The sequence below is a fragment of the Pseudoalteromonas sp. L23 genome, from assembly GCF_021728455.1.
Classification (GTDB): Bacteria; Pseudomonadota; Gammaproteobacteria; order Enterobacterales; family Alteromonadaceae; genus Pseudoalteromonas.
In genome coordinates this window covers 168,054-182,141 of sequence record NZ_JAKKCW010000002.1, presented here as the reverse complement: position 1 = coordinate 182,141, position 14,088 = coordinate 168,054, and the positions used below count along the sequence as shown (strand labels likewise).

Below are 14,088 nucleotides of genomic sequence, written 5' to 3'. Positions count from 1 at the left end.
TCATTGGTTCTTCAGGTGGCCTTCATTTTTCACCCGGCATTTGCCCAACGAGTGCGAGGCGTACGTCGATACCTTCCACTTGGAAGTGTGGAACCACATACGTATTCACACGGTAATAACCTGGGTTACCTGGGATCTCCGAAACCGTCACGTTGGCATCCTTTAACGGGTGCGTAGCAATTAGAGACTCGTCTGGATTATTCATCTTAGTAACTAATGCACCTAACCAATCATTAAGTTGCTGTTCTAGCTCGTGACGAGGTTTGCTGGAGCCGATATTTTCACGCTGGATCACCTTCATATAGTGCGCAATACGCGATACCAAATAGATGTAAGGTAATCTTGCATTGATCCGTGAGTTAGAGGTGGCTTCCGGCGTCTCAAAAATTTGTGGCTTTTGCGCACTGTTTGCAGAGAAGAAACACGCAAAGTCACTGTTTTTGTAATAGCTCAGAGGGATAAACCCTTGGTTTGCAAACTCAAGCTCTTTGGTTTCAGAAATAAGTACTTCCGTTGGGATCTTAGTTTCTTGACCGCGACCTGCCTCAAAAGAATGCAGAGGTAGATTTTCAACGCGACCACCAGATTGTGGACCACGAATATTTACCGCCCAACCATTTTGGTGGAAGCTACGGACGATATTTGCGGCGAACGCAAATGTCGCGTTACCCCATAGATAACGTTCATGATGCTCACTGCTAACGTCTTCTTGATAGTTAAAGTGACGAATTGGGTTTAAGTCGCCGTATGGTAAGCGTAGTAAGAAGCGTGGGAACGCTAAGCCTATGTAACGTGCATCTTCTGATTCACGGAAGTTCTTCCAACGTAAAAACTCAGCACGCTCCATGTAAGAGCCCAAATCCTGAATTTTTGACACTTCTTCAAGCGAGTCTTTTAGGAAGAATTTAGCACCAACACTGCCTAAGAAAGGACAATGGGCTGCTGCAGAAACCCTTGAAATTTCTTGCAATAACGATATATCAGGCGCTGAACAATCAAATTCAAAGTTCGACACCATAGTCGAAATTGGCTCGCCCCCTGGTGTGTCATATTCAGCTGTATACACTTGCTTATAAAGCGCAGATTGCGTGGTATCTGGTGCTTCTTCAAAGTCATCACGTAGTGTTTCTTTATCAACATCAAGTAGCTCAAGCTTTACGTTTGAGTTATTTGGACAACGATTCACCAAATAACGTAGTGAACGCCACGCTGACTCTACTTTTTGAAACTGTGGATGATGTAAAATTTCGTCCAGCTGTTCAGAAATAATTTTGTCGACTTTAGCGATGTAGTCATCAAGTAATAGCTTGTCGATACGCGACACTTCTTTGCTGTCATTAGTAGCCATGTCTAAAAAGACATTGATAGCAGCCGTTAAGCGCTCATTGGTGTCTGTTTCCGCAAGATTATTAGCGTCACGGAAGTTATCAATGCTGATTTCGCTTGAAACCGGCTCAATAGACACAAGATTACAGATTGTTTCGTAAGCTGAAGCAGTCAAAGTCTCTTCTTTACGCGCCTCAACGTTTAACGTTTCTTGCATATTCATCGGTCGTGTCCTTACTCTTGCGGTTGTTTTTCTTGCTCAGATAAAAGCGGCGCCAGCTCATTAAGGCGTGCTTTTAACTCATCTAGCTCTGGTTTGTTTTGTAAAATACGCTCCAGTTCTTTTCTCAGTGTTGAGTTATCAAGCAAGTTAGATTTTAGATCACGTAACAAGTTACGCATCGACATCATCTTGTTAAGCTCTGGTACTTGCGCTGCAACCTGCTCTGGGTCGAATGACTTAAAATCATCAAACGTCAGGTTGATACCAATATCACCGTCACCCGCAATCTTGTTCGATACTTGGAACTTTGCTTTTGGTGACATGTCTTTAAGCACTTGCTCTAAATTATTTTTGTTAATAGCAATGCGCTCACGCTCAGCGAGGTCACTGTCGTTTTGGCCGTTGGAATAGTCACCCACAACCAAAACTTTCATCGGTAGTTCGCTCTTTTGCGTTGCACCTTCGGTTTCCAGCTCAAGCGCTATATTAATCCGCGCTCTTGGGATCTCTTTTTGAAACGTATCAGACATAGTCTTTCCTTATTTAATCAGTCGTTGCGCCTGCCGTTACAAGCCCAGCGGTTAACAATCAAACCCAGTCAATCGCTGAGCTTACTTTGGTTACGAGCATCTGCTGCTTTATCGCGGTTGCTCGTAGGTCAAATTCATCTCCTTGCTCCGTAGATACTGCTTCATTGCATTGCTTAGCGTAACGCCAAACCTCCAGAGCAAACGACTCGTGCCATAAATCCAGTCGATACTGTTCAATGTCTTTTAACAGCTGCTCAAACATCGGATAGGCAAGATCAGCGCGCTCACTACGCATTAATAAACGGGCTTGATATAATTTTTGCTTCGCAAAATCGAACTTGTCTTGGGCAAACCCTTCCATTAGCTGCAGTGCTTGCGCAAGCTTGTTTTGGTCAACAAGCGCCTGCGCTTCTTTAAATTTGTCTAGCCAAATTTTTTGGCCTCCATCTGCACCTGCACCTTCACCTTGGCTTAGTAGTTTATGCTCACCAATTCGCTCGCGATTCGCCGCGGAGCAGAACTCACTTCCGTCTTCATATTTAAGACTTAACAGTGTTGGATACTGATCAGCAATTGCCGCTAACTCTAATTCTATCCACTGTGCTTCTTTAAATAGCTTGAGCCCCTCAAGTGCAGAAATGGTTAGCCTCTGTAAATTAAGATTAAAATGCATCGCCCCTTCCATAAATAAGGCTTCTGCTTTTTCTAACGCTTGAACAAAGTTTTGTGCGGCTAAGGCGTTTTCAATAGGCACAAATGCGGCTTGCCTGGGAGCTGGTAGGCGCGTTTTCAACTCATTATCGTGTGGTGGTAATGCAAGCGCCCCCCATCTTACTGCGCGCGCCAAGCGAATTGCCCGCATCCAATTTTGACTTTCTTTGTCATACGCCAATAATTTACGAACTTGCTCTGTATAGGCAGAGTCTGACTGTGGTGTTTCCACTACAATAGCAAGCGTGGAAACTGGCTTTGAAGCAACAGCTGTAGGCTGTGAAGTCGCCGCTACAGATTGCTGTACTTGAGGCTGTTCAGCGGTTGCCACTTCAGGCTTTTCAACAGGTTCTTGTACCGTCGCAACAGGTTGTACAGGAACTGGTTGCGAAACCAAACCTTGCTCACACCAGTGTTTTAAATCGGCAAGCGGCCCTGAGTCTGCATCAAGTATCGCCACCGAGTCTGTTGCATACTGTTCAAGTACACGCTTTAATTCTGGCCACTGCTCCGGCATTGTCGCGCTGTGCGCTGTAGCAACACCAAGTAAGCGCTGTTGTTGTTGTAAGAACCAAGTATGAACCGATGCTCTCGCACGTTCTTTCACAGGGTGGATCTGCGCCTGATACTGTTGCAAAAGCTGATTAAACAAATCTAACGAGTGGATCAAACCCTCTAGCCCAAACTCATTGGTAGCGGCCAACGCTAGATACGACGCAATGCGAATATCTTTGGTTTGTTTTTCTAACAGTTCTGATGCCAAAATAAAGTTGGCTTTGAAGTCTGGCTCGGCAACACCAGATGAAGAACCTTTTAGTAATTTAAATGACTCTTCGTATTTTAAATCGTCACCGCATGGCATACCGCCTAAAGGCGCCAATAAGTTTTCATGCCACTGCTGCCAGCTCTGATACTTATGTGGTTGACTCATAACTTACTCCAACTCCTTAACGCATCGAAAACACTCATATTTGATGCTTTTGCCAATTCATACATATGCGGTGTCACCGGATGTTGAGGCAAAGTCCCTGTTAGATTAATGGTCGTTGACAAGCTATTGTGCTCAAGCCAAACAGACGCAAAATACGAGGCTGGCATAGGTCTGCAATACACCACCAGCGAAGCTTTCTGGCTCAATTGACCATAGTTGTAAAAACACCAAGGCTGCCAGTGATGATCGGCCACCATATTGGTAATTAGATGTAGCCAAAATGCACCTAACAGCTGAGTATCTTCACCCACTTGTGGCATCGGTAACTTCAACCCGAACTGACAACGCAAACAGCCTTGTGTTTTGATCATTTTGAGCGCAGACATCACTTGGCTTATTAATTGTGCTCGCTGGTCAAGATCTTCTAGTTCAAGTGCATCCCATACACGCTGTATCGGTGAAGCTCGTAATGAAGACATCGCCTTATCGAAATCAATCGGTTGCGAAACCAGCTCACTTACCTGCTTAAGCTCCTGCGCGCTATGACGCATTTGCTCAACACTACTGCAGTTTCTGATCAGCTCATGGCTTAAGCTTAATGATTTAAACGCACTACCACATTCACTAAATAAAAATGCAGGGTTTTGTTTGTAGTCCGCATTACTCGATAACACGAACGAACAAAATGGATATTGTCTTCCACTTTTATCTTCGCTTGGCTGTAATGTGCCTAATAAACAGTTTTCGTCTTGACCTGAGGCGATAAAAAATAGCGTTGACTGCTCTTTTTGAGAAGATGCATCTTTTATCAACGCCTGTCGGCTCATGTCTGCATACCCTTCTTGAAGCCAGCGCTCAAGCGTAATCGCTTCTCTTGAATCAACGTTAAACTTAATGAAGTCTGCTTGGATTGGGTTCTTACCCATAAATCCAAATGGCTGAGTCGTTGGTACCTTGGCGACTTTCTTATTATTAAAAAAACCGAACATGCCTGTGTTACCTCAACGCCAAGTTTTCATTAGAGGCAACACTCACCTTGGTATCAAACAAAGACTCCGGCAGCGCAAATGACGTCATAAAATATTTACTGAATATGCCACTGTTTCTGCTCGACTTAAGTGCAACTTGAACTTGGATTGGCTCAACGCTTGCTTCCGCTTCTCGTTGTAATTGCCACGTTGCCAAAAACTCTGTACCACGGACCCACTGCACATTCGCTTCATTCAATACTTTTAGGAATGCCCAAGGTCCTGACTTTTCGATTTCGATTCTTCGGCCTTCACTATCTAAACCATATATCACTGCTTTTTCAGTTCCCGATCTTGCAGGCCAGTTAAAACGACGCCACTCTTCAGGTTCATTCCTATAACGGTAATTTTGGTCACTAAAACCGATATAAGTTTCTTTTAATCCTTTTTGCGCCACTGGCATCATTTGGAAGCTAATACCCACCTCAGAACCGTCTCGAGGAAATAGCGAACGCGTTACCTTTCTCGTCTTAGTTAACTTGTCTAGTACCCCGGGCTTAAAGCCAATGCCAATACCATTCCATGTTTTCTCTACCCACTCACCACGCTTTAAACGAAGGTAAGGAGATAGGTTCTCAGCCATAAATTGCCAAAAAACACCTGACTCTTGGTTCAGCAGTTCGCTAATATCTTCAACCGCTGCATCTGGCCCGTCGATATTAAACGGATATTTACCACGGATATTTTCTTTGTATGTTAAGAATACTTGATTAGACCAGCGCTCATTAAGCTGCACTTTTGCTTCGTTCATTACTGTCTGCACACTAGCTAAAAGTGGTGCTTTTAGTAGTTTTTCAAGTGCTTGCTTAGTATCTGGGTCAAGCGCTCTGACTTGGCTTTCTACCACCACCCAGGCACTTTGCAGCGCATGGTTTTTGCTATCACCGTTTAACAGCGTTTGAGTAAAAGACATGGCCATATAGTCGTCATTGTTACTCGCAGCAATCGTTTTGATGTCTGAATGAAATGCACTCAAAGCACCGAGATATTGCTCTAAGTAATCAGAGCGTGCGTTCTCTTCTCCTTTTGCGGTATAGCGACGAAGATCGGCAAAACGGCTCGACAGTTCAGGGACACGCTTTCTCGCAGCGGTTTCTATCTTTGCACCTTTAACCTTTCTATTTTTAGACTTTGCTAGTAACGCATTTGCTTGCTCAGTTAATTTTTCTGTTTCCACCATTTTGTTTGGCGAATCAATTAGGTTCACGTTGTTGTCGATTGAAGCCATTAAATCAACCAATGGACCTTCAGGTGATGACAACTGAGCGAGCGTTAAACTTGCTGCATTGCTAGTATTAAATGGACTTATCTCTACTGAATTTAAGAACTCAAACCACACATTGGCATAGTCTCTGAAGTACAGCGCACGGATAGATTTAACCAAAGCGTTTGCTTTTGCTTCATCAACAGAACCTTGGCTTTCTGCGTTGTCTGTGCCCATCACCCAGTCGCCAGAGAATGCTTTGCTCGCAATGACCTTAATGGCGTCGTATACTTCATTTTCCCAAGCTTCTTTGGTGTAAACGTATGGAATACTGATCTTGGACTGCAAAAAGGTCTTGTTGTTTTGCTGCATCATTTGATCAAGCGTTAGTGCGGCTTTCGATACCGTTACTTTTGCTTTGATCTGCTCATATAACGCAGTCGGTTCTGGCGCACTCATTAAGTCTGCACGAGCCTGACTCACTAAGAAATCATTACTTTGCCAAATCGCAAGCTGCTGCGGTGCAGGCTCAACCGCTAATTGGGCTAAATAAAAATCAATCAGTCCTGACAGTTGTTCTGTTAATACTTGCGTGTCTTCGTTTAGCGTTAGCTCTAAGCGGTCCGCCGTGTAGTCTAATAGCTCAGACTTAGCATAGTCTTTGTTTAAACGCTCAAACTCATTACTCATCATGAGTTGCAGCTTAAGTGCTTGATAGTACTTATCACGTAGCTTTGGCTCGATACGTTTAGCAACCTGCTCTTCTGTACTTAGCAGTGCAATCCAGTTTTGATGGCTTTCAAACAGCGCTTGTTGCACAAGCTCCGAACTTGGTTCACCAATGAGCGCTTGTACACGCTGACGTAATACCTGTTCTATTGGCTTTATGGTGTTGTCAGCACTGTAAACACCAAGTAAGAAATACCAAGGCAGCTTTTTCTCATAGCCTATTAGCTCTTGATAGTGTGCAAAAAGAGACAAGGTAGAGTTAAATTGCTCGGCCAACGGCTGGTTTTCAACTCGTGTATTAACAACAGCAGTCGTTAGTTTATCACTGGTTGTTAAAAGCTGCTGATTGTGGGTATAAGAGTTAACCAACAAGCCCGCTAGAGCAAATACCGACGTCACACATAAGCATACAGCAAAGCCTTTTAGCCATTTTTGTACGCGGCGCTTTTTCCGGTTACCCCGAGTGAGGTCTTGCAATTTAAACAACACATCTTTGAATACTTGGTTGATAAAAAATGCGGAGGTAATGCTTTCTTGGCGATACTCAAACAATACTGATCTAAACGTAGATAGTTTACTCGTTGCGCTACGCTCGATAGGCGTACCTTCTTGTGTACCAGAGGTAAAATACACACCAGCAAACCACGGTACTTCTTGGTATGGATTTTCTTTAAATAATGTGTCAATAAACTCTTCGACTTTAGCTGACGCCGCTTTAAACTGATTAGGAAAATCATAAATCAATTGTTTCCGTTGAGCGTTACGCTCACGCGTCATTTTAACTAGGCGCTGATCACACAGTCGCTCATACAGGCCAGTAAGGTGCTTTGAAAAGTTTTCGCTCGCCACTTCACCGGTATTGGTGCCATCTTCTTCAAGTAAATACGCGCCCCAGGGTTGCTTACGCTCATCTTCACTTAGTTCATTAAAGAAAGGCTCAAAGCCGCTGATCAAATCACACTTGGTAAATACCACATATACTGGAAAGATAAGTCCAAGTTGATTGATTAACTCATCAATACGAGCGCGGATCTGTTTAACGTGGTCACGGATCTGTTCGCTGTCTGAAGTCAAGATATCAGCAACGCTAATAGCAACCATCACTCCATTGATTGGTTGTTTAGAACGGTATTTACGTAACAGCTTTAAGAATGACAACCATTGATCGTTATCTGATTCTTCAGTGGTATAACGACCTGCGGTATCAATCAAAACGGCTTGATCTGAAAACCACCAGTCACAATTACGCGTACCACCAAAACCTTGGATATGCAGTTGATTAGATTTTGAATAAGGGAAATGCAGTCCTGAATTTGCAAATAATGTGCTCTTACCCGCAGCCGACGGACCAATGATCATATACCAAGGCAAGGCATACAGCGCAGCGTTACCACGATACCCAGCCCCCAAATGAGAAGCTTTTAATGCAGACAGCGCTTCTTCCATTTTGGCTTTGATTTCTTCAACTTCGGCTTCTGTTCCCGCATGATTGTTGGCAATTTCTTTCGCTAACTTGTCACCAGAGCGCTTCACCCATAACCATCGAACTAATAAAGTAAGACAAAACAGACCAAATACAGCACCCATCACCATTAAACGATGATTTTGATCTTCAAGACCAATAAACCGGCCTGCAAACCAAATTAGCGTCAAAATTGCGAATATGCCGACCCAATGAGCCGTCGCACGAGATGACAAAAACCCTAAGACTAGGTGCACTAGTCCACTACGATTCACTCCTGACATGATGTTACCTCGCTTTCCCTGTTTTCTCTAACTGCGTTAGTACTTCAATATGCTTATCAATTTGCACGACTTGCTGGTTCGCGCGATTCTCAATGAAATACGTTGAACCAACATACATACTGGCAAGTAAGGCGAGCGTTACTGACAAAATAACCCAGTACGGTAGATTTCTTCCCACCTTAGTAACCATACTTTCTTGTGGTTTTGCATTATCAGAAAGCTGTAATTTTGCAGGTCCAGCAAGCTCTTCTAATTGCGCTCTAACATCCAACATCAACGCTTTGAGTTGCTCGACCCCTTTTATCTTATAGATCCCTTCGAAACCCAGTTGTAAACAAACAAAATAGACTTCTAGTAATGTACGTTGCTGCGCCGCTGCACGGCGGATATTTTCAAGCTTTTCAAAAAAAGCTTCTCCCCCACGCATATTGCCAAATAATTCTAATTGTAAAGGTCGCGCCATCCATTCCATACTATACGGCTTCTGTGCCGTCATGATTTGCTCATCAACCAAAGCAGTTAGTGCAAATTTGGCTTCTTGCATGTCTGACGCACTGATCCGTGCGTCATAACAGCTCTTTTCATATTCATCAAAAGCATCCATGACTTTACTGCGTAGACCGTCAACTCCTTGATGATCAGACCCGCCCTGGCGAATTGAAGTAAGCACTTCAAGCACCGGTGAAATGCAGGCGACTAGTTCAGATTTATTTTTCGACGCTTCCATGACCTTTACCTACTAACTATTTACTCGCCACTGAAACCACTTCAAGTTTCACGCCTTGAAGGCTAAATGGCACAAAGATTCTTAACGCTAGTTCCTGTACAACTTGTTCCCAAGCAGCGCCATGTGGCTCCACTTTAAAATACTCATACCCACCTTTAACTGACACTCTATTCGGTGGGCGCTGGCAATGCGTTAGCTTCACACCGCCAAGTGCTGAAGCAATTAAGATTTCCAACTGACTTGGCGCAGCCAGCTTAACCTGTTCTGCGAACAACTCGATCCATTGCGTAGATTCGTTTTCATAGAAAGCCGCAATGTACAACTCGCCTCGAGTCAAGGTACTGCTTTCTATGTCTTTAACCTCAAAAATAGACTGGGAGATTGCGCTGAGTACTAAATCAGACGAGCGTGCTGCGCTTATCGAACCAATAAGAGTGTGAATATGAGATTCGATTAAACCAAAGCTGCGCGTTAAGTCTTGATGGTCATAAACAGGTAACTCAAACTTAGTCGCTTCGGGTTCGAAATTAATCAGTTGGCAAACCAGCTTATTTAGCGCCATAAACAGTGCATCAGGACTAGTTTTAGCTGTAGTACTTAACTGCTTAATCTCAGGAAAAACAGAGCTAAATGTTTGTAATAGCAAAAAGTGTTTGAGTTCTGTTGGACCAAAATCTTCCACAATCCCCATACCTGCGCGGTTTGTAAACATCGCGGTGTACTTAGCTTCAACCATGTTGACTAGTTTATTTACACGCTCGGCTAAATAGCCATGGGCTTTGATGTTTAACAGTGGTGGAATATAGCTTGAATCAATTTCAAACTGCCCATGCTCACCACGTGTCACTTTTATACAAGGCAATTGCTCGATAAAACTGTTACTTGCGCTGAACTCAACCAGCATAAGTTTAGGCTTAGCAACCATCACTTCAGTTTTTCGGTTTGGATCATGTGCATCTTGAAGCTCAACAAAATCACAGTCATAAGCACTAAGCTGCCCTGTTTGGGGGTAACCTTGGATATTGCTTACCGAATGATTGTTCGCAAGCGCTACACTGATAATGTATTCGCTTTTGTTATCTTCAAGCTCAAACATAGGTGCTTCGTTATCAGCAAAAACATGATGTATATGACGACCACTTTTGAAGATTGCCGTAATACTTTGCAGTTTGACTACACCTTTGGCCAATGCTGATTCGTCAAATACAATGCGATCTAAACCATATGCATTGTCTCTAAGGCATTGCTGTACACCAGCTAGTTGCGATTGCAGATATTGATCGAACAGTTGTAAATGCTGCTGACTTAGCATTAAACCTTCAGCCCAAACTGGTTTGTATACGTTGTTGTGCTGCATTACTTATCCTCCTCAACTTCAGGTAGACGAAGCGAGTTACTTGTAATTTCAATATCTAGAGAAGTAGATAAGGGCACCGGCCAATCATTTAAGTCATAAAATGCGCGCCAGTTACCGCCTGTTCTGTCTCTAAATAGAGCAACAAAAGCCACGTACTTTGCAGATTCAGCTTGTTCAAACTCAATTTTTATACGATCTGAGGGGTTTACGGTGCGTTCTTCCACCGTAACTAAGGTGTTAGCCAGAATTGATTTATCGGACTTCCAAAGCTGTTCAAATGTAGAATTTTTAAACGCTTGAATATCAGTAAGTTGATATACTTTTAATACCACAGGTAGTGGCTCGTTAAACTGGTTTAAATTTATGTTATCAGTAGCAGTTACATCTAGCTTAACGTAAGTAGACATACAACCAGTCAAAAACAAAACCATTATAAATAAAGCATTCCTAGCCATATCCGCCTCAATTATAAGACATCCAAATTAGATTATTGGAAACAATTAATCTTTTTAATTTCCCGTACAATAGTGAAAATACATTTGATTTAACTATTTAACAAGAAATTACAGAGCACAAGTATGCAGTTTGTAACTGAATACTAAGTTAACATTCAGAAATCTTCTTAAAAAATATTTAACCAATTGTTTTTGTGGTGATTTTTGTTTTTATTCAGCATTCAGGTAGGAAGTCACGAGACTTAATGAGCAATTCAGTTTGCATTAAGCTTTCTTACAACTTGTTGAGATAGACACTTCCCTGAAAACAAAAACCACACTAAACATCTGGACTTTTGATGTACATTCTCGAACGGCGCATAAGATACACAAACGCTTTTTACAGATCAACCTTAATATCAAACTAATATTATCAACCACCAAAAAAAACACACTTGCACTCCACTAAAACCATGTAATAACCTCCATTATTATATTAAATTAATTTAATAACAGATAATTACACATAAAAACCACATTTACACCACATTAACCAAGCTTTATGGATTGTTGTGAGAGTTTTCAAATCAACCAAGGCTAAATATCATGCACACAAAGGTGGTCATTCACGACACAATCCAAAGTACTAAGGTCATTAGTTCTGAACTAACCACTTGTATAAATGAAAGTTTTGTTTTCTATAGTACTTTAGAACCAGGTTCCGATATTCATGACAAACTTTCGACTGGGAATGATGTAACTTTTGAAACAATCAAGCCAGATCAAATAATCACTTTTTCCACGGATACCTCTTTTTTAAATTCGTGCAAGGATGACTTCAGAGCGTACCTATTCTTATAAATTAACCTTAAAGCCAAGGATAGAACCACTTAAACAAACAGAAAAAAGCCAAGCTTTTGTAAAAATCAATGTACAATCTTTGAACAACCCTCTTATTTTAATAGCCGGCTATTTACAAAACCGTATAAAGTGGCGAGTCACTAAAGATCTACCCACGCTATCACAGTGTGTACAGCACTAGAAAACGACTCACTGATCTGATCCAAAACTTTTGGACACCTCATTAAGTGAGTAAACTAACTCGTAGAGGTGAAAAATAACGCCCCCAAAGAAAACCAGAAAAACTTATTCAGCCGAATTTAAATAAGAAGCCTTGAAGCTGGCGACCAAAATTGGAATTGCGCAGGCTGCACGAGACCTCACTGTTTATGAATCTCGGCTCTATGCTTGGCGTAATGTCGCGAGCGCAGAGAGTGCCAAGTTAAGACGCCAGTTGGCTGAGCAAGCTAAGGAATTAGAAATCTTAAAAAAGGCGGCCACCTACTTCGCAAAAAACCAAAAGTAACTCGATTTGAGTTTATGAAAGACAACTGCGGGTCATTCTCAATACACAGGATCGCCTATATATTGTCCGTGTCGCCAAGTGGGTATTATTTATGGCTAAAATCGTGCCAGCAGCTGAGTAAGCGCAAGCAAGCCCGCGATACAAAAATTAAAGATGAGTTGAGCGGGACAGTGCTCGACGCATTCCAGCTGAGCTTGAAGAGCAAGGTGAGAAGTATGATATTAAAACCATTATGTGCAGCATGGAGCGCTAAGGGCTTGTAGCCAAAGCGGCCCGCAAGTTTAAAGTTACAAAGTACAGTAAACATTCATGGCCTGTTGCACCGAATTTGCTTGAGCAAGACTTTATCACTGATGGGCCAAATCAAAAATGGGCAGGCGACATCACCTATGTAATAACGAGCGAAGGTTGGCTCTATTTAATTTAGCTTTCATCACCGATTTATATTCACGGTCAGTAGTTAGTTGGTCGATGAGTAAGCGCATCACATCAATCTTGGTGTGATGCTCTAAAAATGGCGCTTTGGCGACGCGACAAGCCCAAGGAGTTATTGTTCACAGTGCCCGTGGCAGCCAGTATTGCTCTCATGCTTATCGGAATATGATTGAGCAGTACGGATTAACTCATAGCATGAGCCGCAAAGGTAACTGCTGGGAGCGTCAACGCTTGTGTTGAGAGCCTCTTCCATTCACTGAAAGTTGAGGCGGTTCAATACGAACTAATTATGGATCGTTAAGCGATGTTTCAGCAAATACTTGAGTACCTAGAAATTGATTACAACAAAAAGAGAAGGCATAGTGTTATTGGCTATCTAAGCCCTGAAAGATTTGAATAACTGAAAGTAGCTTAATGAAGTGTCCTGTTTTACTGGATCAGATCATTTTTTTAGTTATGAGTTTAACGTTGCAGAGACAGACCAAATACAGAGGAAGAGCTAGGTACCACAGCCGTTTTCATATATGTGGCGAAAGATCTTACTGAACTTATCGCAAGCAAAATTAAGAGATTAAGAATCTGTTCTTACGGAAACATTCAGCGTTTCTTGAAAGCGACAGAAAATAAATAAAATAATTTACACATCAATTAATAAGAAAATACAATGATCACGATGGAACAATATTTTATTGGCTTTTTAGTTTCTTTGATCAGTTTTATCGTTGCTGTATCGATTAGCAAACAGGGACATAAGCTAGTTCAACCTTGGATAAAAGCCATCGTGTTACTAACATCAGTACTTTCGTTTTTTATCTGTATGTCTATACTATCAAACCTATTCTCAAATGCGGTTATGATAAGTAAAGCCGCGGATCAGGCGATCATATTTATACTATTCGGTTTTGGGATCTACAAATTCATAGCACATACTAAAGCCAAAAGTCGCCAGTAAAATCAGATCAACATTTATCGCTGAACATAACAAGGAGTTGGAATGCGTGAAGAAAACCGACAAGTCCCACAACAATTGGGTCAATATCTGTATCAACAAATTAAAGAGCCGTGGAGCGAAGCGCGACTCGTATTGGACTATCATGACGACAATATGCCGAGGTGTTCCGCTTTCTACTATGACACCAGCACTCCCAAACAAGCACATGTCATACCTGTAAGTGATGAAATTTCCGTCCTTTTTCTAAGCTTGTTCGAAAATGCGACAGCAAATCAAGAAGAGAACTGGCAAAAGGCTATTTTCTCAGTACAGCGCAGTGGTCAATTTAGTTTGAACTTTGAAACTACGGAAAATGAAGATTAAGTTAAAATCTAACGCTTCGATTAAAC

At 42.1% G+C, this 14,088-nt stretch carries 10 protein-coding genes and 1 pseudogene; 3 read left to right on the top strand and 8 right to left on the bottom strand.

Going from position 1 to position 14,088, the window contains the following annotated elements; all coding sequences use genetic code 11:
* Positions 1–22 precede the first annotated feature (22 nt).
* Genes tssC through tssJ form a run of 8 tightly spaced genes read right to left on the bottom strand, consistent with a single transcriptional unit; the run spans position 23 to position 10,943 of the window.
* Positions 23–1,549 carry a type VI secretion system contractile sheath large subunit gene (gene tssC / locus L3V43_RS04590; protein WP_174168826.1) on the bottom strand — a complete coding sequence of 509 codons (1,527 nt, stop codon included), beginning with the start codon at positions 1,547–1,549 and terminating at the stop codon, positions 23–25.
* Between the two features lie 11 nt (positions 1,550–1,560).
* A complete protein-coding gene (tssB, locus tag L3V43_RS04585) occupies positions 1,561–2,079 on the bottom strand; it encodes a type VI secretion system contractile sheath small subunit (RefSeq protein WP_010604827.1) in 519 nt (172 codons plus the stop codon).
* Positions 2,080–2,137: 58 nt separating this feature from the next.
* Positions 2,138–3,721: a TssA family type VI secretion system protein gene (locus L3V43_RS04580; RefSeq protein WP_237116018.1), complete on the bottom strand. Its 1,584-nt coding sequence runs from the start codon at positions 3,719–3,721 to the stop codon at positions 2,138–2,140.
* The gene (gene tagF / locus L3V43_RS04575; protein ID WP_010604829.1) at positions 3,718–4,710 is read right to left on the bottom strand and encodes a type VI secretion system-associated protein TagF; all 993 of its coding nucleotides are present in this window, start codon (positions 4,708–4,710) and stop codon (positions 3,718–3,720) included. Before tagF ends, L3V43_RS04580 begins: the two co-directional genes overlap by 4 nt.
* A gap of 7 nt (positions 4,711–4,717) precedes the next feature.
* Entirely contained in the window at positions 4,718–8,428 is a 3,711-nt protein-coding gene (gene tssM, locus L3V43_RS04570; protein ID WP_102056854.1) for a type VI secretion system membrane subunit TssM, read from the bottom strand.
* Positions 8,429–8,432: 4 nt separating this feature from the next.
* The gene (icmH, locus tag L3V43_RS04565) at positions 8,433–9,155 is read right to left on the bottom strand and encodes a type IVB secretion system protein IcmH/DotU (RefSeq protein WP_010604831.1); all 723 of its coding nucleotides are present in this window, start codon (positions 9,153–9,155) and stop codon (positions 8,433–8,435) included.
* A gap of 16 nt (positions 9,156–9,171) precedes the next feature.
* Positions 9,172–10,512, bottom strand: a complete 1,341-nt coding sequence (gene tssK, locus L3V43_RS04560; RefSeq protein ID WP_237116017.1) for a type VI secretion system baseplate subunit TssK — start codon at positions 10,510–10,512, stop codon at positions 9,172–9,174.
* Positions 10,512–10,943: a type VI secretion system lipoprotein TssJ gene (gene tssJ / locus L3V43_RS04555; protein ID WP_010377046.1), complete on the bottom strand. Its 432-nt coding sequence runs from the start codon at positions 10,941–10,943 to the stop codon at positions 10,512–10,514. The genes tssK and tssJ overlap by 1 nt, the downstream gene beginning before the upstream one ends.
* 1,177 nt (positions 10,944–12,120) lie before the next feature.
* On the opposite strand from tssJ, the pseudogene L3V43_RS04550 reads away from it, so the two are divergent.
* From L3V43_RS04550 to L3V43_RS04540, 3 genes and pseudogenes are all read left to right on the top strand, one after another.
* A pseudogene (locus L3V43_RS04550) lies at positions 12,121–13,147 on the top strand (IS3 family transposase).
* A 264-nt stretch (positions 13,148–13,411) separates the two neighbouring features.
* Complete coding sequence (locus L3V43_RS04545) at positions 13,412–13,699, top strand: hypothetical protein (RefSeq protein WP_010604837.1); 288 nt, start codon at positions 13,412–13,414, stop codon at positions 13,697–13,699.
* Between the two features lie 42 nt (positions 13,700–13,741).
* Positions 13,742–14,062 (top strand): hypothetical protein, encoded by a 321-nt coding sequence (locus tag L3V43_RS04540; RefSeq protein ID WP_010604838.1) that lies wholly within the window; start codon positions 13,742–13,744, stop codon positions 14,060–14,062.
* The last annotated feature ends 26 nt before the right edge of the window (positions 14,063–14,088 follow it).

Coding starts and splice junctions, on each gene's coding strand:
- tagF (WP_010604829.1), bottom strand. CDS start 4,710: ATGTTCGGTTTTTTTAATAATAAGAAAGTCGCCAAGGTACCAACGACT.
- tssB (WP_010604827.1), bottom strand. CDS start 2,079: ATGTCTGATACGTTTCAAAAAGAGATCCCAAGAGCGCGGATTAATATA.
- tssM (WP_102056854.1), bottom strand. CDS start 8,428: ATGTCAGGAGTGAATCGTAGTGGACTAGTGCACCTAGTCTTAGGGTTT.
- tssJ (WP_010377046.1), bottom strand. CDS start 10,943: ATGGTTTTGTTTTTGACTGGTTGTATGTCTACTTACGTTAAGCTAGAT.
- icmH (WP_010604831.1), bottom strand. CDS start 9,155: ATGGAAGCGTCGAAAAATAAATCTGAACTAGTCGCCTGCATTTCACCG.
- L3V43_RS04540 (WP_010604838.1), top strand. CDS start 13,742: ATGCGTGAAGAAAACCGACAAGTCCCACAACAATTGGGTCAATATCTG.
- tssC (WP_174168826.1), bottom strand. CDS start 1,549: ATGAATATGCAAGAAACGTTAAACGTTGAGGCGCGTAAAGAAGAGACT.
- L3V43_RS04545 (WP_010604837.1), top strand. CDS start 13,412: ATGATCACGATGGAACAATATTTTATTGGCTTTTTAGTTTCTTTGATC.
- tssK (WP_237116017.1), bottom strand. CDS start 10,512: ATGCAGCACAACAACGTATACAAACCAGTTTGGGCTGAAGGTTTAATG.
- L3V43_RS04580 (WP_237116018.1), bottom strand. CDS start 3,721: ATGAGTCAACCACATAAGTATCAGAGCTGGCAGCAGTGGCATGAAAAC.